Origin of the sequence: Achromobacter sp. UBA4530 (genome assembly GCF_002388205.1) — a bacterium.
Lineage (GTDB): Bacteria > Pseudomonadota > Gammaproteobacteria > Burkholderiales > Burkholderiaceae_B > Achromobacter > Achromobacter animicus.
On sequence record NZ_DGMA01000008.1, the window covers coordinates 436,335 to 461,963 of the forward strand.

General features: G+C 65.9%; 28 protein-coding genes. 9 read left to right on the forward strand and 19 right to left on the reverse strand.

What is annotated here, in order from left to right:
* Positions 1-107: 107 nt before the first annotated feature.
* The 6 genes from B2W22_RS08830 to B2W22_RS08855 form a co-directional block, all read right to left on the reverse strand.
* Positions 108-1,097 carry a Bug family tripartite tricarboxylate transporter substrate binding protein gene (locus B2W22_RS08830; RefSeq protein WP_286937241.1) on the reverse strand — a complete coding sequence of 330 codons (990 nt, stop codon included), beginning with the start codon at positions 1,095-1,097 and terminating at the stop codon, positions 108-110.
* A gap of 113 nt (positions 1,098-1,210) precedes the next feature.
* Positions 1,211-1,900: an AroM family protein gene (locus B2W22_RS08835; RefSeq protein ID WP_286937243.1), complete on the reverse strand. Its 690-nt coding sequence runs from the start codon at positions 1,898-1,900 to the stop codon at positions 1,211-1,213.
* Positions 1,897-2,826: a DUF1177 domain-containing protein gene (locus B2W22_RS08840; protein ID WP_286937245.1), complete on the reverse strand. Its 930-nt coding sequence runs from the start codon at positions 2,824-2,826 to the stop codon at positions 1,897-1,899. The genes B2W22_RS08835 and B2W22_RS08840 overlap by 4 nt, the downstream gene beginning before the upstream one ends.
* Positions 2,823-3,527, reverse strand: a complete 705-nt coding sequence (gene pepE / locus B2W22_RS08845; protein WP_286937247.1) for a dipeptidase PepE — start codon at positions 3,525-3,527, stop codon at positions 2,823-2,825. Before pepE ends, B2W22_RS08840 begins: the two co-directional genes overlap by 4 nt.
* 65 nt (positions 3,528-3,592) lie before the next feature.
* Complete coding sequence (locus B2W22_RS08850; protein WP_191575594.1) at positions 3,593-4,360, reverse strand: IclR family transcriptional regulator; 768 nt, start codon at positions 4,358-4,360, stop codon at positions 3,593-3,595.
* Positions 4,361-4,505: 145 nt separating this feature from the next.
* The gene (locus tag B2W22_RS08855) at positions 4,506-5,546 is read right to left on the reverse strand and encodes a metal-dependent hydrolase (RefSeq protein WP_286937249.1); all 1,041 of its coding nucleotides are present in this window, start codon (positions 5,544-5,546) and stop codon (positions 4,506-4,508) included.
* Between the two features lie 106 nt (positions 5,547-5,652).
* Here B2W22_RS08855 and B2W22_RS08860 point away from each other — a divergent pair, with 106 nt between their 5' ends.
* The 3 genes from B2W22_RS08860 to B2W22_RS08870 all read left to right on the forward strand — a co-directional run bounded on the left by B2W22_RS08860 (position 5,653) and on the right by B2W22_RS08870 (position 7,598).
* Positions 5,653-6,291 carry a DedA family protein gene (locus tag B2W22_RS08860; RefSeq protein WP_175123449.1) on the forward strand — a complete coding sequence of 213 codons (639 nt, stop codon included), beginning with the start codon at positions 5,653-5,655 and terminating at the stop codon, positions 6,289-6,291.
* Positions 6,292-6,304: 13 nt separating this feature from the next.
* Positions 6,305-6,856, forward strand: a complete 552-nt coding sequence (locus tag B2W22_RS08865; RefSeq protein ID WP_175138373.1) for a hypothetical protein — start codon at positions 6,305-6,307, stop codon at positions 6,854-6,856.
* A gap of 91 nt (positions 6,857-6,947) precedes the next feature.
* Entirely contained in the window at positions 6,948-7,598 is a 651-nt protein-coding gene (locus B2W22_RS08870) for a dUTPase (RefSeq protein WP_175138436.1), read from the forward strand.
* 121 nt (positions 7,599-7,719) lie between these two features.
* On the opposite strand, the gene B2W22_RS08875 is transcribed toward B2W22_RS08870, so the two are convergent.
* From B2W22_RS08875 to B2W22_RS08900, 6 genes are all read right to left on the reverse strand, one after another.
* Positions 7,720-8,832 (reverse strand): NADH:flavin oxidoreductase/NADH oxidase, encoded by a 1,113-nt coding sequence (locus tag B2W22_RS08875; RefSeq protein ID WP_175123451.1) that lies wholly within the window; start codon positions 8,830-8,832, stop codon positions 7,720-7,722.
* Between the two features lie 97 nt (positions 8,833-8,929).
* Complete coding sequence (gene ehuA / locus B2W22_RS08880) at positions 8,930-9,700, reverse strand: ectoine/hydroxyectoine ABC transporter ATP-binding protein EhuA (RefSeq protein WP_105239461.1); 771 nt, start codon at positions 9,698-9,700, stop codon at positions 8,930-8,932.
* Positions 9,697-10,368, reverse strand: coding sequence for an ectoine/hydroxyectoine ABC transporter permease subunit EhuD (gene ehuD, locus B2W22_RS08885; protein WP_175123452.1), 672 nt, complete (start codon positions 10,366-10,368; stop codon positions 9,697-9,699). The genes ehuA and ehuD overlap by 4 nt, the downstream gene beginning before the upstream one ends.
* Positions 10,365-11,018: an ectoine/hydroxyectoine ABC transporter permease subunit EhuC gene (gene ehuC / locus B2W22_RS08890; protein ID WP_175123453.1), complete on the reverse strand. Its 654-nt coding sequence runs from the start codon at positions 11,016-11,018 to the stop codon at positions 10,365-10,367. The genes ehuD and ehuC overlap by 4 nt, the downstream gene beginning before the upstream one ends.
* A 9-nt stretch (positions 11,019-11,027) precedes the next feature.
* Positions 11,028-11,939: an ectoine/hydroxyectoine ABC transporter substrate-binding protein EhuB gene (gene ehuB, locus B2W22_RS08895; protein ID WP_175123454.1), complete on the reverse strand. Its 912-nt coding sequence runs from the start codon at positions 11,937-11,939 to the stop codon at positions 11,028-11,030.
* Between the two features lie 178 nt (positions 11,940-12,117).
* The gene (locus tag B2W22_RS08900; RefSeq protein WP_175123455.1) at positions 12,118-13,272 is read right to left on the reverse strand and encodes an ABC transporter substrate-binding protein; all 1,155 of its coding nucleotides are present in this window, start codon (positions 13,270-13,272) and stop codon (positions 12,118-12,120) included.
* 294 nt (positions 13,273-13,566) lie between these two features.
* Here B2W22_RS08900 and B2W22_RS08905 point away from each other — a divergent pair, with 294 nt between their 5' ends.
* Together B2W22_RS08905 and B2W22_RS08910 are read left to right on the forward strand one after the other, a co-directional pair.
* Positions 13,567-13,992 (forward strand): OsmC family protein, encoded by a 426-nt coding sequence (locus B2W22_RS08905; protein ID WP_056562575.1) that lies wholly within the window; start codon positions 13,567-13,569, stop codon positions 13,990-13,992.
* A gap of 129 nt (positions 13,993-14,121) precedes the next feature.
* On the forward strand, positions 14,122-15,411 hold the full coding sequence (locus tag B2W22_RS08910) for an Nramp family divalent metal transporter (RefSeq protein ID WP_286937253.1): 1,290 nt from the start codon (positions 14,122-14,124) through the stop codon (positions 15,409-15,411).
* Positions 15,412-15,489: 78 nt separating this feature from the next.
* On the opposite strand, the gene B2W22_RS08915 is transcribed toward B2W22_RS08910, so the two are convergent.
* Positions 15,490-15,711 (reverse strand): XRE family transcriptional regulator, encoded by a 222-nt coding sequence (locus tag B2W22_RS08915; protein WP_105239468.1) that lies wholly within the window; start codon positions 15,709-15,711, stop codon positions 15,490-15,492.
* A gap of 171 nt (positions 15,712-15,882) precedes the next feature.
* Complete coding sequence (locus B2W22_RS08920) at positions 15,883-16,515, reverse strand: TetR/AcrR family transcriptional regulator (RefSeq protein ID WP_286937256.1); 633 nt, start codon at positions 16,513-16,515, stop codon at positions 15,883-15,885.
* Positions 16,516-16,641: 126 nt separating this feature from the next.
* Between B2W22_RS08920 and B2W22_RS08925 the strand changes: the two genes are divergently transcribed.
* Positions 16,642-17,925 (forward strand): MFS transporter, encoded by a 1,284-nt coding sequence (locus tag B2W22_RS08925; RefSeq protein ID WP_175123457.1) that lies wholly within the window; start codon positions 16,642-16,644, stop codon positions 17,923-17,925.
* A gap of 35 nt (positions 17,926-17,960) precedes the next feature.
* Here the strand turns inward: B2W22_RS08925 and B2W22_RS08930 are convergent, their stop codons facing one another.
* Positions 17,961-18,665, reverse strand: a complete 705-nt coding sequence (locus B2W22_RS08930) for a GntR family transcriptional regulator (protein ID WP_175123458.1) — start codon at positions 18,663-18,665, stop codon at positions 17,961-17,963.
* A 128-nt stretch (positions 18,666-18,793) separates the two neighbouring features.
* Between B2W22_RS08930 and B2W22_RS08935 the strand changes: the two genes are divergently transcribed.
* From B2W22_RS08935 to B2W22_RS08945, 3 genes are all read left to right on the forward strand, one after another.
* Entirely contained in the window at positions 18,794-19,789 is a 996-nt protein-coding gene (locus tag B2W22_RS08935) for a Bug family tripartite tricarboxylate transporter substrate binding protein (protein WP_175123459.1), read from the forward strand.
* Between the two features lie 61 nt (positions 19,790-19,850).
* Positions 19,851-20,639 carry an enoyl-CoA hydratase/isomerase family protein gene (locus B2W22_RS08940; RefSeq protein ID WP_218344735.1) on the forward strand — a complete coding sequence of 263 codons (789 nt, stop codon included), beginning with the start codon at positions 19,851-19,853 and terminating at the stop codon, positions 20,637-20,639.
* A 21-nt stretch (positions 20,640-20,660) separates the two neighbouring features.
* Positions 20,661-21,932, forward strand: coding sequence for a CaiB/BaiF CoA transferase family protein (locus tag B2W22_RS08945; RefSeq protein ID WP_175123461.1), 1,272 nt, complete (start codon positions 20,661-20,663; stop codon positions 21,930-21,932).
* A 45-nt stretch (positions 21,933-21,977) separates the two neighbouring features.
* Here B2W22_RS08945 and B2W22_RS08950 read toward each other — a convergent pair whose 3' ends face one another.
* Genes B2W22_RS08950 through B2W22_RS08965 form a run of 4 tightly spaced genes read right to left on the reverse strand, consistent with a single transcriptional unit; the run spans position 21,978 to position 25,517 of the window.
* Positions 21,978-22,706 (reverse strand): ABC transporter ATP-binding protein, encoded by a 729-nt coding sequence (locus tag B2W22_RS08950; RefSeq protein WP_286937259.1) that lies wholly within the window; start codon positions 22,704-22,706, stop codon positions 21,978-21,980.
* Positions 22,703-23,506 (reverse strand): ABC transporter ATP-binding protein, encoded by an 804-nt coding sequence (locus B2W22_RS08955; RefSeq protein WP_056324304.1) that lies wholly within the window; start codon positions 23,504-23,506, stop codon positions 22,703-22,705. The genes B2W22_RS08950 and B2W22_RS08955 overlap by 4 nt, the downstream gene beginning before the upstream one ends.
* On the reverse strand, positions 23,503-24,591 hold the full coding sequence (locus tag B2W22_RS08960) for an ABC transporter permease subunit (RefSeq protein WP_175123463.1): 1,089 nt from the start codon (positions 24,589-24,591) through the stop codon (positions 23,503-23,505). The genes B2W22_RS08955 and B2W22_RS08960 overlap by 4 nt, the downstream gene beginning before the upstream one ends.
* Complete coding sequence (locus B2W22_RS08965; RefSeq protein ID WP_175138385.1) at positions 24,588-25,517, reverse strand: branched-chain amino acid ABC transporter permease; 930 nt, start codon at positions 25,515-25,517, stop codon at positions 24,588-24,590. Before B2W22_RS08965 ends, B2W22_RS08960 begins: the two co-directional genes overlap by 4 nt.
* Positions 25,518-25,629: the final 112 nt, after the last annotated feature.

A 25,629-nucleotide genomic window follows, 5' to 3' on the forward strand; every position in this document is an offset into this window, starting at 1 on the left:
TCATGCTCCGACGAGCCGCCGCCTCTTCTCCGACGCTCCAAAAAAAACGCCAGGCCCTCTCGGGTCTGGCGTTTTGCTTTGCAGCGGTTCAAGCCGCTTGCGGCGCCTTACTGCTCCAGGCTGATGTTCGCGGCCTTGACGATCTCCGCCCATTGCTTGCGGTCGTTTTCAAGAAACTCGCTGAACTTCTCGGGCGTCATGCCGGTGACGGGCTCCGAACCCAGGCCGGCCATCTTCTCGATCAGCGCGGGTTGCTTCAGCACGTCCTGCAGTGCGGCGTAATAGGCGGCCAGCACGTCGGCGGGCAGACCGGCGGGCGCGAACACGCCTTGCCACGTCGGCATGTCAAAGCCCTTCAGGCCTTGCTCGTCCAGCGTCGGCACGTTGGGCAATTGCGCGGCGCGCTTGATCGACGCTACCGCAATTGCCTTGACCTTGCCTTGCGACGCCAACGGTGCAGCGGTCGAAATGTTGTCCATCGTCATGGCGATGTGGCCGCCGAGCAAATCGGTGATCACGGGCGCGGCGCCGCGGTAGGCGGCGTGCGGCACCTTGACGCCCAGCTTGTACAGCATGGTCTCGGCGATCAGGTGGTTGGAGATGCCGACCCCCGCGGTGCCGTACGTAGCCGTCGGCGTCTTCTGGAAATATTCCTTCAGTTCGGCCAGGTTGTTGGCCGGCACGTCCTTGTTCACGATGACCACATTGGGCTGCACCGCGGCCAGCGTGATGGGCGTGAAGTCGGCGGGCTTGTAGTTCGTGCCCTTGGGATTCAGGACATGGGTGATGGCCATCGAACCGGCCGCGGCGATACCGATGGTGTAGCCGTCGGCGGGCGCCTGGCTCAGGCGGTACGCCATGATGTTGCCGCCGGCGCCGGCCAGGTTCTCGACGACGACCGGTTGGCCCAGGCGGGCCGACAGCGGCTCAGCCAGCAGGCGGGCCAGCGTATCGGCCGAACCGCCCGGCGCGAAGCCCACGAGCAGGCGCACGGGTTTGGCGGGCTTCCAGGCGTCGGCGGCATACGCCGAAGTGGCCGACAGCGCGGCGACGGCGAACAGAGCGCCAGCGGCGCGGTGCAAGGTACGGCTGATCATAAAAAAACTCCCAACGATTGATTGACGAAGTCGGCTTCGTCTCCTCTCGCCGCTCGCCCGGACCGGCCGCGCGAACCTGTGCGGCCGGAACTTCGGGATTGCGTCCGGCGGCGTTATTCCAGTATTTGTGCCAGGGCCTGCGCGACCAGGCGGTTGGACAACAGCACGGGGCGGCCCGATGCCTGCGCCACGGCCTGGCGCATGGACTGCGCGTAGCCCATGCAGTGCATGACGATCAGATCGCACGACGCCAGCTCACGGCCGGCGGCCTCGAAATTGCGGGCGGCCTGCAGCACGTCGGCTTCGTAAGGCGAGGCGTGCACGACCTGCGTTTCGCATTCCAGCGGCACGGCCATGTGAAAAGCGTCGACCTGCGCTTCCAGCGGAACCACCAGCCCGACCTTGCGGCAATGCTGCGCCAGGCCCGCAACCAGGTGATCCACGACCTGCTGCGGCTCGACCACCAGGGTGCGCATCGGCGCGATGGCCGTGCCGGTGCACAGCGGGACCAGGATGTCGTAGCCCTGGCCGTCCGCCTGGCGCATCACGTCGGCCAAGCGCGCCTCGGCGGCGGCTGCGTCCAGTTCGATCTGGGAACCGTCGCGCATGCGCGTCGCAAAGCGGTATTCGCGCGGTCGCGGCGCCAGCGCGGCCATAGCATCCGCGTCCAGGCCGTCGAGCGCGCCGAACTCGTCGATGCGCACATGGGCGCCGAGCACAGGCGCCATCTCCGACACCACGTCGCTACGCGGCGATTGACCGATGGTGAAGAACGCGACGCGGCGCGGTGTGCGGGCGCTCATTGCACGGCTCCGTCTTCGCGGCCGACGGTCTGCAGGTGCGCCATCGAACCGTAGCGGGCCTGCAGCGCGCCCCACTCGGCGTCGTCGAAGAAGGTCATGGCGCCCTGCCCGTAGAGCTTGGCGATCTCGATGCAAAAGCGCATGGCGACGTCGGCATCCACGGCATTGGTGACGCCCGTGGCGCAACCCGGCACGGTGGTCTGCGCCGTCAAGGCCACGCCGACGACCGGCGCGTCCGTGACGATGGCCGGCTGCATCAGGGAGTTCACGTGCCACAACCCGTTTTCGTAGGGTGTGATGTCCTGCGTGGTCAAGGGCAGCGTCACCGGCAGTTCACCGCTGACCCAACCCATGACGTCGAGCATGGTCTCGGGAATGCGCAGCAGGTAGCCCTGCTTGGCGACCGGCGTGAGCGCCACGCCGCGCTTGTTGACCAGGCGGTTGCCGCGCGTCGTGTCCACCGACAGGATCGCGTCCATGCGCGGATCCACTTCGTGCGACATCATCTCGCGCATGGGGAACGGCGAGCGCATCATCGGCACCGGATGATGCGGGCGCGTGCCGGCGCGCGGGCAGATGTGGGTGCGGATGCGGACCGTGCCGGGCAGCACGTCGCCCTGCTTCGCCATCGCCATCAGCTTGAGCGCGGCGGCAATCGCCACGACCGCACCGTCGCTGTCGGACACCAGGCCCGTCACCTCGGGGCGCGCACCGATGCCGCCCAGCCGGCCGACGATGCCCAGTTGCGGGGCCGAATCATCCAGGCCGGGAATGACAATGGACAGGAAATCCGTGGCCAAGCCGTCACGCGCAAGAGGCGTGACCTCGACTTCGCAATTGCCCGCGTCGCGTAGCACCTGCGCCACGGATTCGCCCGTGACGTGCGCGGACGACAGCAATTCGATGGCGTCGATCACCTGCTTCATGCCGGGATCTCCACCGGGCCGGGACGGAACATGCGCGGTTCTTCGCGGCCCAGGAAGAGCGGCGCGTCGTGCGGGCCAACCAGCGCGATCTTGGCGCCGCGCACGCGCAGGCCTGCGCCTTCGGGCAGGCCCAGCACCGGCATGGCCGGATTCAGCGTGCAGAACTCGGCGAGGCGCTGGGCGCGCGTTTCGCCGCGGTGGCCGGGAGGATGCGCGTTGGTGTAATGCGGATTGATCTGGAAGGACACCAGCCCCAGCGCGTCGAAGCCTTTAGGGTCGGTGATGGGCATGTCGTTCGTCGTGCAGATGGTGGGGCACGTCAGGTTGGAGCCCGCGCTCCAGCCCAGGTAGGCCGCGCCCTCGCGCACGCGGCGCGCCACGACGTCGAGCAGGCCCTGGCGGCGCAATTCGCCCAGCAGGTTGAACGTGTTGCCGCCGCCCACGATGATGACGGATGCGCCTTCCAGCGCCGCGACCGGATCCTGCGCGGTGTGCAGGCCCTGGATGGCCAGGCCCGTGTCGGCCAATGCCGACGTGACCAGCGCCGTGTAGTCGTCCCAGTTGCGCGTGACCCCCGCGAACGGCACGAACACGGCCGGCGCGCCTTGCGGCAGGTATTCGATCAGTTCGCGGATGTCGGCCATGGCGTGCACCAGATAGCCGGCGTCGCTGCTGGAATTGCTGAGGAGCAGAAGGTTCATGAATGAAGTCCGATAGGTGATGGTTCTGGATGCGGCGGCGAGGCCGCCACAAGGCATTCAGTAGGTCAGTTCAGCCAGTAGGGATCGTTGAGCTCGCGCCCAAGCGCACCGACGTGCTGCAGCACGGATTCGCGCAGCACCGCCACGCGCGCCGCATCAGCCTGGAACGAGACAAACGACAGGCAGAGCCCGCGCAGTTCGCCGGTGGCGGGGTCGCGCACGGCCGCCGCGACGGCGCCGATGCCCGGCATAGCCTGGTCGATCGCCACGCCGCAGTGGTCCGCGCGCGTCTGCGCCACCAACGCGGCCAGGTCGCCGACGGTGGCCGGACAGTCTCGTCCTTCCATCGGCAGCGACTGGGCGGGATCGGCGCCATACAGGGCCTGGAATTCGGTGTCGGTCAGGCGCGACAGCAGCGCCCGGCCCATCGCCGTGCCCGACGCGGCGCGGCGCGATCCGGGCGGCGACAGCACCTGCACGGGGTGCGAGCCATTCAGCCGTTGCAGCACGACGGTCTCGCGCTGATTCAGCGTGGACAGATACGCCGTGAGTCCGCTGTCGTCCGACAGCCGGGCCAGGACGGCGCGGCAGGCCTCGTCCAGCGGCGTGGCGGCCATACCGGCACGCACGGCCTGCGCGAGCAGCGCGCCAGGCCGATAGCGGCGCGTGGCGGCGTCCTGATCGAGCATGCCGTAGTTCTGCATCTGGTTCAGCAGACGCGAAGCCGTGCTTTTGGGCATGGCCAGCCGAGCGGCGACCTCGGTAAAGCTCAGTTCGGCCGCGCCCTCTGCGTACAGCGACAGCACGCGTTGAACGCCGTCAAGAATACTCATGCTTGTTCCATTTAACGGAACCGAAGTTCCTTATTAGCGAACAAGAATAATGCAAGCAGCGGAAACAGGTCAATACGGCCGCGCAAGAAAAAGGCTCCCGGGTCGCGGGAGCCTTTTTCGTGCGAGCCGTCAGCCCGACTTCAGCCTACTGCTTCGTCAGCTCGGACCACTCGGCCAGCGGCAGCGGCGGTTGCGCATGCAGGATGCGGCCGAGCACCAGCTTCATCTCATTCCAACCGCCGCGGCTGGTCGGCCAAACGGACGGCGTAACCGCGCGCCACGTGCCATCCGTCGCACGCTCCGCCATCTTGAACCGAAAGGTGTAGTGACCCGCCATGCCCATGCGCAGGTCCGACACGACCAGCGCATCGCCGATCACGTCATACCGCAGCCAGTCATCCGTGAACCAACGCAGCCGTTCGTGCAGCGGCTCGCCCGCCAGCACGCGTCCGGCCTCCAGATTGAGCGGCAAATGCACCCATTCCGGCGAATCGCGGTCGAACAGGCTGCTGACCGATTCGTAATAGTCGCCATCACCGGTCTTGGCAAACACCCGCCACACCAAGGTGTTGAACGGCATGGGGACCGCGCGCAATTGCGTCACCGTAACGCCTTGTTCCTGCATGGCGTCCCGCACGCGATGCTCGGCCGCCATGCGGCCAGCCAGCCCGAAACCAAGGTACAGCGTGCTGAAGACCAGCGCCCCCACCATAAAGCGGCGCGCGTTGCGGGTCATTCCGACCGCGATGGCAAACAGGACACCCAACAGCAGCGGCACGGTGTACACCGGATCGATGATGAACACGGTCGACCAGCTTTCCGGCGTGAGGGTCAGCGGCCAGAACAACTGGGTGCCGTAGACGGTGAACGCATCCAGGATGGGATGCGTCACCAGCACCAGCCATATCGTCAGGAACAGCCTTCGCCCGCCGTAGGCCGCATTGGGCCAATACTTGCGTATCAGCCAGGCCAGCAGCATCGCCAGACCGGTCAGCACGAAAACGGAATGCGAGAAGCCGCGGTGATAGGTCATGAGCGACACCGGGTCCGGGTAGCTCATCAGGACATCCAGATCCGGCAAGGTGGCCAGCGCCGCGCCATAGATGAGGGCGCGTCTGCCCTGCACGCGCCCCAGCATGGCGCCTTGAATGCTGGCGCCCAGCACCGCTTGTGTAACTGAATCCATGTTTCTCCAACGTCGAGCGTTCCGCCAAATGGCCTAGCCGCCTCACGGCCAGCCGCGCAGGCGTTAACATACCCGATTGCGTTCAGCTAATTTTCAACTTTGCATCATGGATGAATACATCACCCAGATCGGCCAGTTCATCGAAGCCAACCAGGCTTGGGCCGGACCGATCACCTTCCTGCTCACGCTGGGCGAGTCCATGGTACTCCTGGGACTTTTCATTCCCGCGACCGCCCTGATGCTGCTGACGGGCGGCCTGATCGGCGCCGGCACGCTGGCGCCCTGGGGCGTGATCGCCTGGGGCATCGCAGGCGCGATCGTGGGCGACGCGCTCTCGTACTATCTGGGCCGCTGGGCGGGACCCAGCGTGCTGCGGCGCTGGCCGCTCAAGCAGCAGCGCACCGGCGTGGCACGGGCTCGGCTGTTCTTCTACCGCTACGGCTTTGCGTCGGTGCTGATCGGCCGCTTTCTGGGCCCCATCCGCTCCACCATTCCCACGGTGGCGGGCGTGATGGGCATGGCGCATGGCCGCTTCCAGCTGGCCAACGTGCTGTCGGCAGTGCTGTGGATGCCGCTGATGCTGGCGCCCGGCTACATCACCGCGCGCAGCCTGGGCACGGCGCAGAACGCGCAGCAGATCGCCATGATGATCGGCGCGGGGCTCTCGGTTTTGCTAGGATGCGGGCTTCTCCTCGCCATGGTGCGCAAGCGCCGCCAACCGGTGCGCGCGCGGCGGGGCAATTGATCCGGAGAGCGTCATGGCCATCGATGCCGAGCCCAAGAACGGCGATTTCGCGCGCTATATCGAAGAGTTGACCAACGCGAAGGGCGCCTCGCCGGGCCGCATCGCCAGCCGGCGCGAAACGCGCAGGCAGACGGCGCCGGTTGCCGTGCCGATGCCCGTGGCCGTCCCGCCCTCCCCGACGCCCGGTTCGCTGTCCGACGCGCCCTGGGGCAATACCGCGTCGCCCACCCCGCGTGCGCGTTCGGCATCCGAAGCGCCCCTGGCGACGTTCCCGGGCCAGCCCGACGAGGCCAACATCACGCTCGCCCGGCAGGCGCGGTCACGCAAGATCGGCGCCGTGCTCACGGTGGCCGGCATCATGGCAGGCTGGGCCGCGGCCAACATCGCTTTCCGCGCGTTTCACAGCCCTCGGTTCGAACTGGACGAACTGATGCCCGCCGTGTTCCTGGCCTTCTTTGCCTTCATGCTGTTCAAGGCGGCCAGCAGCGCGCGCAACCCGCGCAAGTCGGCGCTGAACAAGCTGCCGCCCCTGACGCCGTCGTCATACCGCAAGGACGGCGCCTGACACGCCGCGGCTTGGCTGGTTGGCGTTGGTGCTAACATTTCCGGCCATTGAACCAGCCCCTCCCGGAGTGAAAGTGAACAACGTAGTCGGATTGAACCAGGCCCAGGCGGCCACGATGCTGAAGCTGCAAGGCCATCTGAACAGCATGATCAATCCGGACTGGGTCAACGGCGGCGCCCGCTTCCTGCGCGCCGCGTTCGTCGAATCGGCCGAAGCCCTGGAGCACTACGGCTGGAAGTGGTGGAAGAAGCAGACCATCGACCTGCCGCAGGTCCAGATGGAACTGGTCGACATCCTGCATTTCTATCTGTCGCACACCATTGTCCAGTCGGCTGGCGACGTCGAAGCCGCCGCACGCGCGCTGGTCGCCGACCTGGCCTCACCCGCCCGCGTCGAGCTGGACGGCAAGGCTTACGCCCTGGACGCGCTGAACGTGCCGGAACTGCTTGAGCTGATCGGCGGACTGGCCGTGTGCGGACGCGCCAGCTTCAAGGTCCTGGAGCAGACAATGACCGCCTGCGAGATGACCTGGAACGACGCCTACACGCAATACGTGTCCAAGAACGTGTTGAACATCTTCCGCCAGCAGCACGGCTACAAGGAAGGCACCTACATCAAGATCTGGCACGGCGAGGAAGACAACGTCGTGCTGGCGCGCCTGCTGTCGCAGCAGGATCCCGCCAGCGCGGACTTTGCCGACGTGTTGCATCGCGAGCTGGAAGCCGCATACGCCAAGCTGTAGACGGCGTGGCCGAAAACGGCCGGCGCTGCTCGCAAACCGTCGACGCGAAAAGAGGCCCGCAGAATTCTGACGAAAAAAACGCCGCAATCGCGGCGTTTCTTCATTGACCTTGCCTGACAGCCTATCGCTGTCCGAAGCGCGTCTCGCCAAACAACGCCTTCAGCTCACGCGGCTGCGACCGCCAGTATTGCTTCGGCGCGCTGACCTGGCCGTCCAGTTCGGCCGCCGCATGCCACGGCCAGCGCGGGTCGTACAGCATGCCGCGCGCCAGGGCGACCATGTCTGCCTTGCCCTGCGCCAGGATGTCCTCGGCCTGCTGCGCCTCGGTGATCAATCCCACCGTGATGGTCGGCATGCCGATCCGGCGCTTGATCTCTTCGGCGAACGGGACCTGGTAATTCGGCCCCACCGGAATCTTCTGCTGCGGCGACACGCCGCCGCTGGACACGTCGATGAATTCACAGCCGCGCGCCTTCAGCGCCTCGGCGAACACCAGGGTCTGCTCAAGGTCCCAGCCGCCCTCCACCCAGTCCGTCGCCGATACGCGCACGCCCAGCGCCACGGAAGGCGGCGTGATGTCGCGCAGGGCCTGGAAGATTTCCAGCGGAAAGCGCATGCGGTTTTCCAGCGATCCCCCGTACGCGTCGTCGCGCCGATTCGACAGGGGCGACAGGAACTGATGCAGCAGATAACCGTGTGCGGCATGCACCTCGATCGCATCAAAGCCCAGGCGCAGCGCGCGGCGGCCGCTGTCCACAAATGCATTGCGGATGCGTTCAAGGCCCGCATCGTCCAGCGCATGCGGCGCGGGCTCGTGCGCGTTGTGCGGTACAGCCGACGGCGCCCAGCCCAGCCAGCCGCCGTCGCTTTCGGGCACGAGCTGGCCGCCGTTCCAGGGCGCATCGCTGGATGCCTTGCGGCCGGCGTGTCCCAATTGGATGCCCAGTTTGATCGGCGAGTAGCGGCGCACGGCGGCGACCACCTTGCCCAGTGCGGCTTCGGTCTCGTCGGACCACAGGCCCAGGTCTCCCGGCGAGATGCGGCCATCGGCCTCGACCGCGGTGGCTTCGGTAAACAGGAGCGCCGCGCCCGATAGCGCCAGATGTCCCAGGTGAATCATGTGCCAGTCGGTGGCACGGCCCTCTTCCGCCGAGTATTCGCACATGGGTGCGATGACGATGCGGTTGGGCAGTTCGACGTTGCCAATTGACGTGGGGCTGAACAGATGGCTCATGCTAGGGGGCTCCGGGAGCGTTGGACGACACAGCATAGCGCCCGGACACGCAAACGCCCCCAAATCCCAACGCACCCGGCAGGGTTTAAGCGCGCGCCTACTGTCCTTCGATCACCGAATCGAGGAACTGGCGCGTGCGCGCCTCCTTGGGTTGGCTGAACAGCACCGACGATTCGGCGTCTTCGACGATGTTGCCCTGGTCAAAGAACAGCGTGCGGTCCGAGCTGCGTTCGGCGAACTTCATCTGGTGCGTGACGATGATCATCGTCATGCTGCGGCGGGCGGACAGGTCGCGCAGGATCTGCAGGATGCCGCCGACCAGCTCCGGATCCAGCGCGGATGTGACCTCATCGAAGAGCATGACCTGCGGACACATCGCCAGCGCGCGCGCGATGCCGACGCGCTGCTTCTGCCCGCCCGACAGTTGCGCCGGATAGACGTCCAGCTTGTCGCCCAGTCCCACCATCTCCAGATACTCGACGGCGCGATCGCGCGCCTGGTCGCGCGGCATGCCCAGCACGTGCAGCGGCGCCTCCATGGCGTTGCCCAGCGCCGTCATGTGCGGGAACAGGTTGAAGTGCTGGAACACCATGCCGATCTTGCCGCGCACGTTGCGCAGGTGTTCGGAGTTGACGCCGGCGGGGCGGCCCTGCGCGTCGGTCCACATGGGTTCACCGTCGATCTCGATCTCGCCGCTGGTGGGCGGGTCCAGCGTCATCAGCACGCGCAGCAACGTGGATTTGCCCGAGCCCGACGGCCCGATGACGGCCACCGTCTGTCCCGCCGGAATCTCGAGGTTAATGCCGCGCAGGACTTCCACGTCTCCAAAACGCTTGTGCAGATTCTTGATGCTTACGCTGGCGCTCATCGCTTTCCTCCAAATCGTTGCAGGCGGGCCTCCAGGCCGCGCACGCCCCAGGCCGCGACCAGGCTCAGCGCCAGGAACAGCAGGCCCACCAGGGTCAGGGGTTCGGTGTACCGGAACGTCGCCGATCCGATCATCTTGCTTTGCTGCAGCAGTTCGACCACCGTGATGGCCGACAGCAACGGGGTGTCCTTGAACATGGCCACCAGGTAGTTGCCCAGCGCGGGCACCACGGGCGGAATCGCCTGCGGCAGCACCACGCCCACCGTCGTGCGCCAGCGCGACATGTTCAATGCCGTGGCGGCTTCCCATTGGCCGCGCGGCACGGCCTCGATGCCGGCGCGGTAGACCTCGGCGCAATAGGTGGCATAGTGCAACCCCAGCGCCACGATCCCCGTCATCAGCGGAGACATCTGCGCCCCCGTCAGCGGCAGGACATAGAACAGGAAATACATCTGCACCAGCAGCGGCGTGCTGCGCACGAACTCGATGAAGAACGCCGTGGGCAGCGACACGATGCGCAGCTTTGAACGGCGAAGCATCGCAAGCACCAGGCCCAACGTGACCGCCACCAGCATGCCGAGCACGGTGGCCTGGATGGTGATGACGAGCGCCGAGCCCAGCGTGGGCAGGATTTCCAGTGCGAAAGACCAGTCGAATATCGGTGTCATCGGACTCGGACCCTCCGCTCAAGCAGGCGCACGCCCGCGGTGATCAGCAGCGCCACGCCGAAGTACATCAGCAGCATCAGCGTGAAGATCTCGGTCGTGCGCAGGGTTTCGCTGCGCAGCAACTGCCCGCGGAAGGTCAGGTCGGTGATGGTGATCAGCGACACCAGCGCGGTGTTCTTCAACAGCTCGATGAGCAGGTTGCCCGCCGGCGGCAACATGGCGGGCACCGCTTGCGGCAGCACGATGCGCTGCATGATCTGGCGGCGCGTCAGGTTAAGCGCCACGCCCGCTTCACGCTGCCCGGGCGGAACGGCCCGGATGGCGCCGCGCACCACTTCCGCGCCATACGCGCCCGCGTTCAGCGCCAGCACCACGATGCCGACCAGCATGGCCGGCAACTGCACGCCAAACAGCGGCAGCACGAAGTAGAACCAGAAGAGCTGCACCAGGGCGGACGTGCCGCGAAAGACCTCGACGTACACCGACGCCGTCCACCGCACCGGCCGCAGGGAAGACAGCCGCCCGATCCCGGACAGCAGCGCAAGCGGCACCGCCAGGACCACCGCGCCCGCCATGATCTGGAGCGTGACGACCAACCCCTCGAGCAGGGGCGGCACCAGCTCCGCGATATGTTCAGACATCAGCTGCATCGGCGCCCCTTACTGTCCGCTGCAGAGCTTGTCCGCGGTCACCCCTTGGGGCAGTTCGTCAGCGGTAAAGCCGAAAGGCGCCACAAGCTGCTTGTGCTCGTCGGTGCCGATGAACTTGGCCAGTTCGGCGTTGAAGGCATCCGCGAAGGCCTTGTCGTCCGTGCGGAAGGCATAAGCGCCGTAGCCGCGAACGCCCTTGCCGTCAATGACCGGATCGGTGAACGGATCGGCCTTCTCCAGCCCGCTGCCCTCCTGCGTCTTGCCCATCAGGTCGTTGACGGTGAGCGCGGTGGCGGCATAGGCATCGGCGCGGCCCGCCTGCACGCCGGACAACGCGCTGACGGCATCCGGGAACACGACCACCTGGCCGGCCGGAATCTTGACCTTTTCGGCGTACTCGCCCTCGATCGCGCCAACCACGACGCCCAGCTTGGCGTCCGGATTCTTGAGCACGTCTTCGTAGCTGTGGAGGTTCTTGGGATTGCCCTGCTTGACCAGGAACGCTTCGCCAACGCCATACGTCGGGTTGGAAAATGCAACCTGCTGGCAGCGGCTGGGGGTGACGTACATGCCGGCCGCGATGATGTCGAAGCGCTTGGCGGCCAGGCCGGGGATCAGCGATCCGAACTCGGTCAGGACGCCTTCGACTTCGTTGATGCCCATGCGCTTGAGCACCACGCGGGCAATCTCCACGGATTCCCCGGTGACCTTGGCCTCCTTGCTATCCATGTACGCGAACGGCGCCTCATTGGCATAACCGATACGGATCTTGCCCGCCGCCTTGGCCGCTTCCAGGGTGCTGGCGTTACTGGCGGTCTCGCCGCCGCCGGCCGCGGACTTGTCGCCACCCGAGTCCGAACATGCGGCAAGCACGCCCAGGCTCAGGGCCAGCAACAGTCGTCTGGATTGGATGAGGGTCATGAATTATTTCTCCCGAATTTATTTCTAGGTGCATGGCTTCACTAAAAATAATACGCTAAGAAATGATTCGGACACGAATGATATAGGCATGAAAAAGCAGGCCTAAGCCTGCTTTTGTCGTCCGTTGCCCTATGGAGCGTTAGAACACGTTACGAACGGTACAGAGATATGGCACCAATTATTCTGCGTACGAAAAACGCCCGTTTTTGACCGTGCCCATCACGCGGGCGCGCTCGTCGAAGCCCTGGTGATTGTCCTTGGTGATGTTCAGGACGCCATTGGGCACGACCAGATCGCGGGTATTTTCCAGCGCGTCACGCAGCGCCAGGCGGAATTCCGGCGTGCCGGGCTTGGCGCCGGTTTTCAAGGCGCGCGACACGGCCGAGTCCAGCAGCATCCAGGCGCCGTAGGCATCACCGGCGAACTGCGTCAGCGTGTTCGGGCCGTATTGCTGTTCATACTTGTCGGCAAATTCCACGGCCACCTTCTTGACCGGATTGGAATCGGGCAGCTCGCGCGCCACGACGCCCGGGCCCGTGGGGAACAACGTCCCTTCCACGTCCTTGCCTCCCACTTGCAGGAACTCGAGCGTGCCGATGCCGTGCGTCTGGTAGACAGCGCCGGTGAAACCGCGCTCCAGCAGCGTCTTTTGCGGCAGCGCCGCCGGCGTTCCGGAGCCGGCAATCAGCACCGCGTCGGGCTTGGCGGCAATGACCTTGAGCACCTGCCCGACGACCGAGGCGTCGGTGCGCTGGAAACGTTCCTGCGCCACGATCTTCAGGTCCGAGCCGGCGGCGGCCGAAAACTCTTTCCACCAGCTATCGCCGTAGGAATCCGCAAAGCCGATGAAGGCCACGTTCTTCAGGCCCTTTTTCTTCATGTCCTCGACCAGCACGGTCGCCATGAGCGAGTCGTTCTGCGGCATCTTGAAGGCCCAGGTGCGCTTGGGATCCGACTGCGGCTCGACGATGACGCTGGACGCCGCCAGCGCGATCATCGGCGTCTTGGTCTCGGCCAGCACGTCCAGTCCGGCCAATGCAGACGCCGTAATGTTGGGGCCGACGATGGCGTCTACCTTGTCTTCGGACGTCAGCTTGCGCATGTTCTTGACCGCGCGGCTCACGTCAGTGCCGTCGTCCAGCACCACGTAACGAGCAGGCTCGCCGCCCAGCGTGTTGGGCCACAGCCGGATCGCGTTGTTGGTCTGGATGCCGATGGCGGCGGCGGGGCCCGTGGTGGACACGTCCACGCCGATCACGATTTCGGCTTGAGCGGACAGGACAGGAACAGCCAGCGCGACAGCGCAGGCGTAGCGGGCAAGGATGCGAGGCATGACTACGGCTCTTGGGTAGGAGTGAAGGAGATGCCGCTATTTTGCCTGATGCGCTCACGCGGCCTTTTGATGTAGCCGGCCCATCTCAATCGGCCGGGCGCGCGACAGGCACGCGTGGCCGACCTGCCGTTACATCGGCTTGCCGTTGCGTACCGGCGTTTTCCGCGACGGGCGGGGTGACGGGCCGTATCATCGACGGTGCCGCCTGAGGCAAGGCGCGCCGTTCGCGAGACGGCGCCTCTCACCCACCCCGGACGCGCCGCGCACGGCCGCGTTCCCACACAGGAGTCCTGTATGAAGAAAACCGCATCCGCCGCCTGGTCGGGCGATCTGAAGACTGGCAAAGGCACGATTTCCACGCAGAGCGGCGCGCTCAAGAGCCAACCCTACGGTTTCAATACCCGCTTCGGCGACACGCCGGGCACCAACCCCGAAGAACTGCTGGGCGCGGCGCACGCCGGCTGCTTCACCATGGCGCTGTCCAACATTCTTTCCGAAGCCGGCCTGGTCGCGGACAGCCTGGACACCAAGGCCGAAGTCACGCTGGACAAGCTCGACGATGGGTTTGCCATCACCGCCGTCCATCTGACCGTCGAGGCGGTCATTCCGGGCGCCTCCGCCGAGGCCTTCGAGGACGCCGCGCGCAAGGCCGAAAAGGGCTGCCCGGTTTCCAAGGTGTTGAACGCCAAGATCTCGATGGACGCCAAGCTCAAGTCCTGATCAACGCGGGCGATCCGGCCTCTGAACCGGGGCCGGATCATTGGCGCGCCCTATTCCGGGCGTGGCCAAAATCAATTGGACGATGCAAAGTCGCTTCCGGACAATGAGAACCATTCTCAGGAGCGACGCATGACCGGATTCATCTACGCGATTTCAGGCGGCAATGCCGCCCTGGCGCAGGACGCGCGGACTTCCGCCAACCTGCGCCGCATGGTCGGGTCCGGCATCCTCGTGGCCGTCGGCTACATCGACCCGGGCAACTGGGCCACCGACATCGCTGGCGGCAGCGGCTTCGGCTACGGGCTGCTGATGGTCGTCATCACATCGGCCTTTCTGGCCCTGGGCTTTCAAGTGCTGGTGTCGCGTCTGGCGCTGGCAACCGGCCAGGATCTGGCCACCCTCACCGCCCGCCATCTGTCGCCCCGTCTGGCCAAAGCCGCCTGGCTGGCCGGCGAGGCCGCCATCCTGGCCACCGCGCTGGCCGAACTGATTGGCGGCGCGATTGCACTGCGGCTGCTGTTCAATCTGCCGCTCATTGCAGGGGTTGCCGTCACGGGCATCGGCACCTTCGCCGTGCTGGCCATGACGCGTGGCAATGCCGATCGGCACGAACGCGTGATCGCCCTGCTCTTGTCCGTGGTGGCGCTGTCGTTCATATTTTTGCTGTTCAAGGCCAATCCGGCCTGGACAGAAGTGGCGCATGGCGTGACCGAGACCGGCAAGGCACTGCGCGATCCGCAAGGTTTCCTGATTGCGCTGGGGATTCTGGGCGCGACCCTCATGCCCCACAACCTTTACCTGCATTCCGGCACGCTGGCGCAACGGGCGCAAGGCTTGCCCCAGCAGGCGCGCGGCATGGCGATGCGCGTGGCGCGCAACGACACCATCGTGTCCTTGGGCGTGGCGATGCTGATCAACGCGGCCATCATGATCGTGGCCGCGGCGTCGCTGTCCGGTTCCGGGATGGTGGTGTCCAGCCTGGACGACGCCCACGCGGTGATCGGCCACACGTTAGGGATCGGCGCAGCGGTGGTGTTCGCCGTGGCCTTGTATGCCGCCGGACAAAGCTCCACCATCACAGGCGTGCTGGCAGGCCGCATCCTGTCGAAGGGATTCCAGGTGGGCAGCAACTGGTCGGACCGCCGCCGTGCGTTGATGACGCGCGTGGTGGCAGGCGCCGCCGCCGTGGGCCTGCTGGCGTTCACGGGTGGCAAGGATCCGGACGGATTGCTGGTGCTCAGCCAGGTCATCCTGAGCCTGGCGTTGCCCTTCGCCCTGGGACCGCTGGTGGTGCTGGCATGCCGCAAACGCCTGATGGGCGCCTATGTGCTGCGGGGCGCCTGGGCCTGGGCCGCGATCGGGGCAACCGTCGGCATCATCGTGCTGGACGGCTACCTGCTGCTTGATCTCGTCGCCTGAAAGGGCCACACCGCCCTCTGCGGCGGACACAAAAAAAACGCCAGCGATCAAAGCTGGCGTTTTTTCTGGCGGGGTACTTCAGTGGTAGGCGGAGACTACCGGGTGCTGACGACGGCCGGCGTCCATATTGTGCAGGACCTCGCCGACGGCACCGCCCAGTGCGGCCATGCGCAGCTTCAGGCGCAACCAGCGCGAGCCTGCGTGGGGACCGGACAGGGTTTCCGCCTTGATGGCCTCGCGGATCAGGGACCGCTCCAGCGCATCCGACATACGGGCATTTTTCAACGCGGTATCGCTCATGATTCTCTCCTTGAGAAAAGCGATGTGGAACAACGTGAAGCCATCTTAGATCCACGTATGCTGCGTTGCAATAAAAATCACAAACATTTTTTTCGGCGTTGCGCAATGGGGACAAACACCACCAAAACGGTGCGCGCCGCACAGGGTTACGCACCGCTTTTGTGCGGTGTCCTAGACCGTCCGGCGGGGCAGATGCGCCTGGATCAGCTTGTCGGCCATCGCCGCCACCCTGCCCGCCGGTCCGCCTTCACCAAAAAGCTGGCTTGAGACGAACGCGCCCTCGATCAGCAGCAGCAATCCGTCTGCCAAAGCTTCCGGGTCCTCCGCCCCCATCCCGGCAGCCATGGCGTTCAGCCGGCGGCGCAGTTCGCGCTTGTGTTCCACGGCGACGGCGCGGGCGGGATGCTCCGATTCCGGGTACTCGACGGCCGCGTTCGTCAGTCCGCAACCCCGATAGCCGTTCTGCACCGCGCGGCCGGCCATGCCGGTCAGATAGTCGAGCAACTGGGCGCGCGGGTCGCCCGGATGCGCAGCGCAGGCGGCGTCAAAGCGTGCCCAGAATTCGGCGTCGTAGTCGCGCAGGTACGCAGCGGCCAGTTCGTCCTTCGAGGAAAAGCTGCGGTACAGACTGGGCTTGGTCACGCCCGCCTGCGTGACGATGGCGTCCACACCCACCGCGCGGATGCCGTCGCGGTAGAACATCTCGCGAGCGGTCTTGCGGATGCGGTCGGCCGCCAGAAGCGGCTTGGACGCGGATTTGCCGGCCTTGCCGGTGGCGGCGGCGGAAGGGGTCTTGCTGGCCATACGGGGCTCCTTTTTTGCGGAACGGCACGCACGGCCGCTCCGGAAACAGGGTCGCCAAAAAACGCTTGACGATGTTACTGACCGGTACGTACTATGCGCGAACCCTAATACGTACCGGTCAGTAACATGAGTATAGCCCAGCCTCCCTTTCCCTTCCGCCGCGCCGGCCAAAAGTATGCGTTCGTCGTCGTCGGCGTGATCTTTCTGTCACTGCTGGTCGCGGCGGGCCTGCGGTCTTCGCCCAGTGTGCTGCTGGTGCCGCTGGAGGAGACGTTCGGATGGAGCCGAAGCTCCATTTCGTTTGCCGCGGCGCTGGGCATTTTTCTGTACGGATTGGTGGGCCCGTTCGCGGCCGCCGCGATGGAACGCTTTGGGCTGCGGCGCGTGCTGATCACCGCGCTGATCCTGATGTCGGCGTCCAGCGCAGTCAGTGCCTATATGACCGAGCCCTGGCATCTGATCATGACCTGGGGCGTGTTCTCGGGCCTGAGTTCGGGCGCCGTGGCGATCGTCATGGGCGCCACCGTGGTCAACCGCTGGTTCGTCAAGCACCGCGGGCTGATGATGGGCCTGCTGACCGCCAGCGCCGCCACCGGCACGCTCGTATTTCTGCCGGTCCTGGCCGCGCTGGCTTCGTCCGGCGATTGGACGCGCGTGGTCTGGACGGTGGCGGGCGCCGCAGCCGCGCTGGTGCCATTGGCCTGGTGGCTGGTGCCCGACCGTCCTTCCAGCGTGGGCCTCGTGCCGTTCGGCAGCGATCCGCACGCACCGCCCGCGCCCGCCGCGCCGCGCACGGGCATGGTGGCCGCCACGTTCGGCACGCTGGCGCGGGCGGCCAAGACCCGCACGTTCTGGTATCTGTTCGCCACGTTTTTCGTGTGCGGCTTCACGACGAACGGCTTGGTCGGCACGCACCTGATCGCGCTTTGCGGCGACCACGGCATGCCCGAGGTGCAGGCGGCCGGACTGCTGGCCATGATGGGCATCTTTGACCTGCTCGGCACCACGGCATCCGGGTGGCTGACCGACCGCTACGACCCGCGCAAGCTGCTCTTCGTCTACTACGCCTTGCGCGGCCTGTCGCTGATGTACCTGCCCTACTCCGATTTCTCGTTCTACAGCCTGTCGATCTTCGCGATCTTCTTCGGCCTTGACTGGATCGCCACGGTGCCGCCGACGCTGCGCCTGACGACGGAAGCGTTCGGCGAACGCGACGCGTCGATCGTCTTCGGGTGGATCGTGGCGGGTCACCAGATGGGCGCGGCCAGCGCCGCCTGGATGGCGGGCGCGCTGCGCGAGGCACAGGGCAACTACCTGATGGCTTTCGTGGTGTCAGGCGCGACGGGCATCATCGCCGCCGTGCTTGCCTTGATGATCGGCCGAAAGCGCGTGGTCGTGCAGCCCGCCTGATTCCCAACCGCATGGCGGCGCAGGCCGCCATGCCGTCAGACCACGCCGTTCCCGGACCGGCCGCGCAGGTTGTAGGCTTTCTTGCCGCCGACGTGCTTGCGAATCAGCGCTTCAGCGCGTTCGCCATCACGCGCCAACAGCGCCTGCACGAAGGCCTCGTGGTCGGCCACCGCCGTCGTCCATTCATCCAGGTCGAAATTGGACTTGTAGCGCAGCGCCTGCACCTGCAGGTTCAACCGGTCGTAGGAATGCGACAACGCCGGATTGTGCGCGGCGCGGTTGATTGCGATGTGCGTGCCCATGCTGGCCGCGAAGTACGCGCGGATATCGCGTTTCTCATAGTTTTCAAGCATCTGCGCATGCAGACGCGCGATCTGGGCAAGCTCCGCCTCGGACGCGCGCTCGGCGGCGCTGCGCACTGCCAGCCCCTCCAGCACCGACAACACGTCGAAGATGTTTTCGATGTCTTCGGCTGACAGCTCGATCACCATCGCCCCGCGCTTGGGCTGCAGGGTCACGAGGCCATCTGAGGCCAGCATCCGGTACGCCTCGCGCAGCGGCGTGCGGGAAATCTTGAGTTGATCGCACAGATCCCGTTCGTTCAGCCAGGTGCCCGGCTTCAGGGTGCCATCGATGATCAATTGGCGTAGCCGTTCGGCCACGACCGCCGGCAAGGTGGGATGGTGGATGGCCAAATCGGGGACGGACACGTCAGCAATCAGGGGTTCAGGGTTAGCCATGGGTTGTTCATGCTCGCGACTTCGACTATTTTTGTATCTGGTATACCAAACACCAACGGCATACCAACCTGACCCAAATCATAGAGCAAGCAGCCCCTGGGCAGGATTCATCCACCAAAGGAGACCCTATGAAAAAGCATGCTCGCGCCTGGATCGGCGTATTGACGCTGTCCGCCGGACTGTCGGCCGCCGCCCCCGCCCTGGCGCAGGACTACTCGAAATGGCCGGAACGTCCCATTCGCCTGGTCGTCGGTTTCGTTCCGGGCGGCGGCACCGACGTGTCGGCCCGGATTCTGTCGGCACGGCTCTCCTCCCTGCTTGGCCAGCAGGTCGTGGTCGAGAACAAGCCGGGCGCCTCCGGCCTGATCGCGGCCGATTACGTGGTCAAGGCCGACCCGGACGGCTACACGCTGCTCCTGGCCAACATGCAATCCACCGTCGCCGCCCCGTATGTCGTGCAGTCCAACATCGACCCCAACAAGGATTTCACAGCGGTGCGGTACATCGGATCCGTGCCCAACGTGCTGGTCGTAAACCCCACCAAGCATGCCTACACCACCGTGCAGAATCTGGTGGACGACGCCCGGGCCAAGCCCAAGCAACTGCTGTACGCCTCATCCGGCATGGGAAGTCCGCAGCATCTGAGCGCCGCGCGGTTTTCGCAGATTGCCGGCGTGTCCATGGAGCACGTGCCCTACAAAGGCAGCGGTCAGGCCATGACCGACCTGCTCGGCGGCAACGTCGACCTGAACTTCGACACGCTGCCCGGCGCAATCAACCAGATCCAGGCGGGCAAGCTGCGTCCGCTGGCCGTGACCAGCCCCGAACGCAGCAAGCGGCTGCCCGACGTGCCGACGCTGGCCGAATCCGGCATCAAGGGTCTGGACGTCGTGCAGTGGTACGCCGTCCTCGCGCCTGCCCAACTGCCCCGTCCGATCATGGACAAGCTGGATCGGGCACTCGCCCAGACGCTCGCGGACCCCGAGATCGCCGCCAAGTTGGCCGACCAGGGCATGGACCTGGGCGGCGGCCCGCAAACCCCCGCGGCCTTCGCGTCCTACGTGCGGGATGAATGGAGCAAGTACGGCAAGCTCACCGCGAGCCTGGGCCTGAAGAAGCAATAAGCCTCGACGCTGAACCCGACCCATCCGGCGGGGACCGCCCCGCGCAAGCAAAAGGAACCTCATGACTGCTACCGCTACCCCCATCCTGCTCGAGCGCAACGGCGATATCGCGACCGTGGTGCTGAACCGGCCCGAAAAGCTCAACGCCTTCACGATCGACAGTTGGCGGCTGCTGGGCGACACGTTTCTCGAACTGGACCGCGACGACGGCGTGCGCTGCGTGCTGCTGCGCGGCGCGGGCGAGAAGGCGTTTTCGCCCGGCAACGACATCGGCGAATTCGAGACCGCGCGCAGCAACAAGCGCCAGGCGGTGGAATACGGCGCCGTCATGCGCCGCACGATCGAGGCGATCGGCGGCTGCCGTCACCCCGTGGTCGCGCAGATCCACGGCATCTGCGTGGGCGGCGGGCTGGAGATCGCCAGCCTGGCCGACCTGCGCATCTGCGGCGAAAGCTCGCGGTTCGGCGTGCCCATCAAGAATCTGGGTCTCGTGATGTCGTACTCGGAGCTGGCCCCGCTGGTTCGGCTGGTCGGTCCGACCGTCGCGCTGCAGGTCTTGCTGGAAGGCAACATCTTCGACGCCGCCGAAGCCTTGCGCCTGGGCGTCGTCTCGCGCGTGGTCGCGGACGACAAGGTGGCCGACGAGGCGCAGGCGGCCGCACGCCGGATCGCCGATGGCGCGCCGCTGGTGGCCCGCTGGCACAAGAAGTTCGTGCGCAATCTGGTGCAGGGCAAGACGCTGACGGACGCCGACCGCGACGAGGCTTTCGACTGCTTCGACACCGAAGACTTCCGCGCGGGCTATCGCGCCTTCCTGGCCAAGGCCAAGCCGCAATTTACCGGCCGCTGAACGAGAGATCGAGGAATACGCATGCACAACGACACCCGCGGCTCCGGCCGCCCGCCCTTCCCTGGTTCTGATGCCCCCGCCGGCGCGCTGGCCGGCATGCGCGTCATCGAGCTGTCCCAGATCATGGCTGGGCCCACCTGCGGCATGATGCTGGCCGACTTGGGGGCCGACGTCATCAAGGTCGAAAAGATCGACGGCGGCGACGATTCGCGCCAGTACCGCGACCCGCAGATCAACGGCATCTCGGCGCCCTACCTGATGCTCAACCGCAACAAGCGCGCCATCGCGCTGGACCTCAAACATCTGGAAGGCAAGAAGGTCCTGTTGCGCATGATCCGCGACGCCGACGTGGTGACCGAGAACTTCCGCAAGGGCACGATGGAGAAGCTGGGCCTGGGCTACGAGACCCTGCGCAAGGAGAACCCGGGCCTGATCTATTGCGCCGTGTCCGGCTACGGCACAACCGGCCCCTTTGCGGATAAAGGCGGCTTCGATCTCGTGGCGCAAGGGTTCTCAGGCCTGATGGCCATCACCGGTGAGCCTGGCGGCCCGCCGCTGCGCACCGGCAATTCGGTGGCCGACATCAACGCCGGCCTGCTGGCGGCCTTCGGCGTGCTGGCCGCGTACCAGCACAAGCAACGCACCGGCGAAGGCCAAATCGTGGAAACTTCGCTGCTGGAAGCCAGCCTGCAGCAGCTCTACTGGCACGCCGCCATCTATTTCGGCAGCGGCGTCTCGCCCGGTCCCACGGGATCAGCGCATGTGCTGAGCGCGCCGTACCAGGCGTTTCCCACGCGTACGGACTGGATCATCATCGGCGGCGCCAACGAAAAGAACTGGCAGCGCATCGCGCAGGCGCTGGGGCGGCCCGAGTGGGCGGAAGATCCGCGCTTTGCCCGCAACCGCGACCGCATGCAGAACCGCGATGAATTGGTGGAGGAAATCTCCGTCATCCTGAAGACCCGTGATGCGCAGGAATGGCTGAACATCTTCGACGACGCGGGTGTTCCGGCGGGCCCCGTGCACTCGATCGCGCAGGCGTTATCGCACCCGCAGACGCTGGCGCGTGAAATGGTGGTGGAACAGGATCATCCGGTGGCCGGCAAGGTACGCACCGTCGGCATGCCCGTGAAACTGTCGGCCACGCCCGCCCGCTACCATCGCGCCGCGCCGCGGCTGGGCGAGGACTCCATCGCGATCCTGGGGGAATTCGGGTACGGCAAGGAAGAGATCGACGCGCTGATCGGCGCCGGGGTGGTTGCGGCCGTGGACCGCGAGCCGGTGCAGGCCTGAAGCAGCAAGAACGCAAGGCGGCAAGACCGCCTTGCGTCCGCCCGATTACTCCACTTCGCCCAGATACGCCGCGCGCACCTTGGGATCGTGCAGCATGTCGCGCGCGGGACCGGACAAGGTGATCTCGCCCGACTCCATCACGTAGCCGCGATGGCTGTTTTCCAGGGCCAGGCGCGCGTTCTGCTCGATGAGCAGAATGGTGACGCCTTCGCTGGCGATGGTGCGAACCACTTCGAACACCTTTTCCACCATCAAGGGCGCCAAGCCCATCGACGGCTCGTCCAGCAGCAGCAGCTTGGGACGCGCGATCATCGCGCGGCCCATCGCCACCATCTGCTGTTCGCCGCCAGACAACGTGCCGGCGGCCTGCTTGCGGCGTTCGGCCAGGCGGGGGAACAAGGTGAAGACGCGATCCGTGTCCTGGCGGATCTGGGCCGCGTCGCGGCGGATGTAGCCGCCCATCGCCAGGTTTTCTTCGATGGTCAGTTGCCCGAAGATGCCGCGGCCTTCGGGCACCATGACGAGGCCCTTGCGGACCAGTTCATGCGACTTCTGGCCGCCGATGGATTGTCCGCCGTAGACGACTTCGCCGCCGGCAAGTGGCACCAGTCCGCAGACGGCGCGCAGCGTCGTGCTCTTGGCCGCGCCGTTGGCGCCAATCAGGCAGACCAGTTCACCTTCGTCCACGCGCAGGTCGATGCCGCGCACTGCACGGATGCCGCCGTAGGACACTTGCAGGCCCCGCAACTCGAGCAGGGGTTGGGATGCCGTCATGTTGCCTGGCCCTCGTTGTGAATGAGCGGATCCTGCGCGGCGCCCGCGCCCAGATACGCTTCAATGACCTTGGGATCGCGCTGCACCTGGGCGGGTTTGCCCATCGCCAGCACTTTCCCGTACTCCAGCACCAGCACGCGATCGCACAGGCCCATGACGAGCTTCATGTCGTGTTCGATCAGCAGCACGGTGACACCGTCCGCGCGGATCTTTTCGACCAGCTTGCGCAGCACTACCGTTTCCGAGGCATTCATGCCCGCGGCCGGTTCGTCCAGCGCCAGCAACTTGGGATCCGTCGCCAGCGCACGCGCGATCTCCAGGCGCCGCTGGTCGCCATACGGCAGCGACCGCGCGACGTCGTTGGCGCGATGGCCGATGCCGACGTAGTCCAGCAGTTCCTGAGCGCGCGCCTCGATGGCGGCCTCTTCGGCACGCGTTGCTCGCGTGCGCAGCACCGCGCCCAGCACGCCGGCGCGGGTGCGCATGTGGCGGCCGATCATCACGTTCTCGATCGCGCTCAGGTTGGCGAACAGGCGGATGTTCTGGAAGGTGCGCGCCAGGCCCGCGTAGGCGACCTCGTGCGGCTTCTTGCCCGACATGGATTCGCCGTTGAACGTGCAGGTGCCTTCCTCGGGGATGTAGAGGCCGGTCAGCACGTTGAACAGCGTGGTCTTGCCCGCGCCGTTCGGGCCGATCAGGCCGTAGATCTCGCCCTGTTCGATATCGAAACTGACGCCCGACAAGGCCTGCAGGCCGCCGAAGCGCTTGCCCAGTCCCTGGGCTTGCAGCAGTTTGCTCATGCCGCGCCTCCTTGCGTCTTGGTCGCCAGTTCGCGCTTGCGTACCGCTGACGGCCACAGGCCCGCCGGACGGAACAGCATCACGCACACCATGGCCAGGCCGAACAGAAGCATGCGGATGCCTTCCGGATCCAGCACCACGGCGCCGAACAGCATGTGCTGCACGGGCTCCACGACGGCGCGCAGGAACTCCGGCAACGCAGCCAGGATCAGCGCGCCCAGGATGACGCCCGGAATGTGGCCCATGCCGCCCAGCACCACCATGCACAGGATCGAAATGGACTCCATCAGCGAGAAGCTCTCGGGGCTGACGAAGCCCTGCATCGACGCGAACAGCGCGCCGGCCACGCCACCGAACGACGCGCCCATCGCGAAGGCCAGCAGCTTGATGTTGCGGGTGTTGATGCCCATCGCCTTGGCGGCGATTTCATCTTCGCGAATGGCTTCCCACGCACGGCCGATGCGGGAATTCTGCAGGCGCACGCAGACCACGATGATGATGAGCGTCAGCGCGAGCAGCAGGTAGTAGTACTTTTCCGGCCCGGTGAAGCGGATGCCCAGCAGGTTCTGGGTACGCCCGAACGCAAACTCGCCAACCTTGAACGTGTCGATGCGGTTGATGCCCTGTGGCCCGTTGGTGATGTTGATGGGCGCGTTCAGGTTGTTCAGGAAGATGCGGATGATCTCGCCGAACCCCAGCGTGACGATGGCCAGGTAGTCGCCTCGCAACTTCAATGTCGGCGCCCCCAACAGCACGCCGAACAGGCATGCCACCGCCAGCGCGATCGGCAGGATTGCCCAGAACGGCAGGTGCAGCCCGAAATGCGGCGACGCAAGCAATGCCCAGGTGTAGGCGCCAACCGCGTAAAACGCGATGTAGCCCAGGTCCAGCAGACCCGCAAAGCCGACCACGATGTTCAGGCCCAACGCCAGCATCACGTACAGCAGCGCAAAGTTCAGGATGCGAACCCAGCTTTGCCCGGCCATGCCGATCACGAACGGCAGCACCGCCAGCACGACGCCGATCAGCGCGATGCCGATCAGCGTGCGGGTGGAAAACCCGCTTTTCTTCAGATGCGTGCTCATGCGCGATCCCCCACCCGTTCACCCAGCAGACCCGAGGGACGGAAGATCAGGACCAGCACCAGCACGAAGAACGCGAACACGTCCTGGTAATGGCTGCCCAGGAAGCCGCCCGTCAGGTCGCCGATGTAGCCCGCGCCCAGCGACTCGATGATGCCCAGCAGCAGACCGCCGGCCATCGCGCCCACCAGATTGCCGATGCCGCCCAGCACCGCGGCGGTGAAGGCCTTCAGGCCCAGCATGAAGCCCATCGTGTATTGCGACACGCCGTAATACGTGGCGACCATCATGCCGGCCACGGCGGCGAGCGCCGAGCCGATCAGGAAGGCGGCCGAGATCACAGTATTGATGTTCACGCCCATCAGACCCGCAACCTCGCGGTTCTGCGCGGTGGCGCGCATCGCGGTGCCGAGGCGGGTCTTGTGCACGACCGCCAGCAGTCCGCCCATGATCAGCGCCGCAATCACCACGATGGCGATCTGCAGCGAACTCATGCGCGCGCCGCCAAACTCGAACACTTGCGGCGACAGCACCTGCGGGAAGTTCAGGTAGTTGCGGCCCCAGGCCATCATGGCGACGTTCTGCAGGATGATGGACACGCCGATCGCGGTGATCAGCGCTGCCAGACGCGGCGCGCGGCGCAGCGGCCGGTAGGCCACGCGTTCGGCCGTCCAGCCCACCGCCATGCACAGCGGGACGGAGACCAGCAGGCCGACGCCCAGCACCACGAAGGCCGAGGCGCCGGGATCGCCGCCCACCAGCGTGATGGCGACCGTGGTGGCAGCCATTGCGCCAATCATGACGACGTCGCCATGCGCGAAGTTGATCAGCCCGATGATGCCGTACACCATGGTGTAGCCAAGGGCGACCAGGGCGTACACGCTGCCGAGCGTGACGCCGTTAATCAGTTGTTGAATGAAGATATCCATAGGGGCCGCTGAATAAGCCTGGAAGAATCGCGCGGGGCGGCCAGGGCGCAAAGGCCTGGCCGCGCGTCGCGCGCCGCTGCGCCGGACGGCGCGTGCGGAAAAGAGGGGGCGG

Excerpts from the sequence above, each read along its gene's own strand:
- B2W22_RS08965 (WP_175138385.1), bottom strand. The coding sequence starts at position 25,517 with ATGGATATCTTCATTCAACAACTGATTAACGGCGTCACGCTCGGCAGC.
- B2W22_RS08945 (WP_175123461.1), top strand. The coding sequence starts at position 20,661 with ATGCACAACGACACCCGCGGCTCCGGCCGCCCGCCCTTCCCTGGTTCT.
- B2W22_RS08940 (WP_218344735.1), top strand. The coding sequence starts at position 19,851 with ATGACTGCTACCGCTACCCCCATCCTGCTCGAGCGCAACGGCGATATC.
- ehuD (WP_175123452.1), bottom strand. The coding sequence starts at position 10,368 with ATGACACCGATATTCGACTGGTCTTTCGCACTGGAAATCCTGCCCACG.
- B2W22_RS08925 (WP_175123457.1), top strand. The coding sequence starts at position 16,642 with ATGAGTATAGCCCAGCCTCCCTTTCCCTTCCGCCGCGCCGGCCAAAAG.
- B2W22_RS08840 (WP_286937245.1), bottom strand. The coding sequence starts at position 2,826 with ATGAAGCAGGTGATCGACGCCATCGAATTGCTGTCGTCCGCGCACGTC.
- B2W22_RS08960 (WP_175123463.1), bottom strand. The coding sequence starts at position 24,591 with ATGAGCACGCATCTGAAGAAAAGCGGGTTTTCCACCCGCACGCTGATC.
- ehuC (WP_175123453.1), bottom strand. The coding sequence starts at position 11,018 with ATGCAGCTGATGTCTGAACATATCGCGGAGCTGGTGCCGCCCCTGCTC.
- B2W22_RS08935 (WP_175123459.1), top strand. The coding sequence starts at position 18,794 with ATGAAAAAGCATGCTCGCGCCTGGATCGGCGTATTGACGCTGTCCGCC.
- B2W22_RS08905 (WP_056562575.1), top strand. The coding sequence starts at position 13,567 with ATGAAGAAAACCGCATCCGCCGCCTGGTCGGGCGATCTGAAGACTGGC.
- B2W22_RS08860 (WP_175123449.1), top strand. The coding sequence starts at position 5,653 with ATGGATGAATACATCACCCAGATCGGCCAGTTCATCGAAGCCAACCAG.
- B2W22_RS08855 (WP_286937249.1), bottom strand. The coding sequence starts at position 5,546 with ATGGATTCAGTTACACAAGCGGTGCTGGGCGCCAGCATTCAAGGCGCC.
- B2W22_RS08920 (WP_286937256.1), bottom strand. The coding sequence starts at position 16,515 with ATGGCCAGCAAGACCCCTTCCGCCGCCGCCACCGGCAAGGCCGGCAAA.
- B2W22_RS08955 (WP_056324304.1), bottom strand. The coding sequence starts at position 23,506 with ATGAGCAAACTGCTGCAAGCCCAGGGACTGGGCAAGCGCTTCGGCGGC.
- B2W22_RS08850 (WP_191575594.1), bottom strand. The coding sequence starts at position 4,360 with ATGAGTATTCTTGACGGCGTTCAACGCGTGCTGTCGCTGTACGCAGAG.
- B2W22_RS08865 (WP_175138373.1), top strand. The coding sequence starts at position 6,305 with ATGGCCATCGATGCCGAGCCCAAGAACGGCGATTTCGCGCGCTATATC.
- B2W22_RS08930 (WP_175123458.1), bottom strand. The coding sequence starts at position 18,665 with ATGGCTAACCCTGAACCCCTGATTGCTGACGTGTCCGTCCCCGATTTG.
- ehuA (WP_105239461.1), bottom strand. The coding sequence starts at position 9,700 with ATGAGCGCCAGCGTAAGCATCAAGAATCTGCACAAGCGTTTTGGAGAC.
- B2W22_RS08875 (WP_175123451.1), bottom strand. The coding sequence starts at position 8,832 with ATGAGCCATCTGTTCAGCCCCACGTCAATTGGCAACGTCGAACTGCCC.
- B2W22_RS08900 (WP_175123455.1), bottom strand. The coding sequence starts at position 13,272 with ATGCCTCGCATCCTTGCCCGCTACGCCTGCGCTGTCGCGCTGGCTGTT.
- B2W22_RS08830 (WP_286937241.1), bottom strand. The coding sequence starts at position 1,097 with ATGATCAGCCGTACCTTGCACCGCGCCGCTGGCGCTCTGTTCGCCGTC.
- pepE (WP_286937247.1), bottom strand. The coding sequence starts at position 3,527 with ATGAACCTTCTGCTCCTCAGCAATTCCAGCAGCGACGCCGGCTATCTG.
- B2W22_RS08835 (WP_286937243.1), bottom strand. The coding sequence starts at position 1,900 with ATGAGCGCCCGCACACCGCGCCGCGTCGCGTTCTTCACCATCGGTCAA.
- ehuB (WP_175123454.1), bottom strand. The coding sequence starts at position 11,939 with ATGACCCTCATCCAATCCAGACGACTGTTGCTGGCCCTGAGCCTGGGC.
- B2W22_RS08915 (WP_105239468.1), bottom strand. The coding sequence starts at position 15,711 with ATGAGCGATACCGCGTTGAAAAATGCCCGTATGTCGGATGCGCTGGAG.
- B2W22_RS08910 (WP_286937253.1), top strand. The coding sequence starts at position 14,122 with ATGACCGGATTCATCTACGCGATTTCAGGCGGCAATGCCGCCCTGGCG.
- B2W22_RS08950 (WP_286937259.1), bottom strand. The coding sequence starts at position 22,706 with ATGACGGCATCCCAACCCCTGCTCGAGTTGCGGGGCCTGCAAGTGTCC.